Source organism: Streptomyces cahuitamycinicus (genome assembly GCF_002891435.1).
Classification (GTDB): domain Bacteria; phylum Actinomycetota; class Actinomycetes; order Streptomycetales; family Streptomycetaceae; genus Streptomyces; species Streptomyces cahuitamycinicus.
Genome location: NZ_POUC01000946.1, coordinates 1 through 563, shown reverse-complemented (window position 1 = coordinate 563; position 563 = coordinate 1). Strand labels below are relative to the sequence as shown.

Genomic DNA, 563 nt, shown 5'->3' with positions numbered 1-563 from the left:
CCCCACGCCTCGACCCGCTTCCCGGACGCGCCGCCCAGCGCCGGCCACGCGACCCGTGCCGCCTCGGACCGGCCGTCGGGCGTCGGGCGTGAGACCGGTGTCGGCTCGAACGGACCGTCCGGCGTCGACCGCGGTACGCGTGCCGCGTCAGACCGGCTGTCCGGTGTCGGCCGCGAGACTCGTGCCGCCTCGGACCGGCCGTCGGGTGTCGGGGGTGAGACCGGCTTCGGCTCGGACCGACCGTCGGGTGTCGGCCGTGAGACCGGCCCCGGCTCGAACGGGCCGTCCAACGGCGGCCGCCAGACCCCTGCCGCCCCGGACCGGCCGTCCGGCGTCAGCCGCGAGACCCGCCCCGGCTCGGACCGGCCGTCGGGTGTCGGTGGTGCGACCAGCTTCGGCTCGGACGGGCCGTTCCGGGCCTCCACTCGTTTCCCCGACGCGCAGTCCGGTGTCGGCCACGCAACTCGTGCTGCCTCGGACCGGCCGTCGGGCGTCAGCCGTGAGATCCGCCCCGGCTCGGACCGGCCGTCCACCTCCCCGGCACCCGGCACACCCGGCACTCC

General features: G+C 77.8%; 1 pseudogene. It reads left to right on the top strand.

The features are described 5' to 3' along the window. Nucleotides 1–563: pseudogene (locus tag C1J00_RS46140) on the top strand (hypothetical protein); the annotation flags it as partial.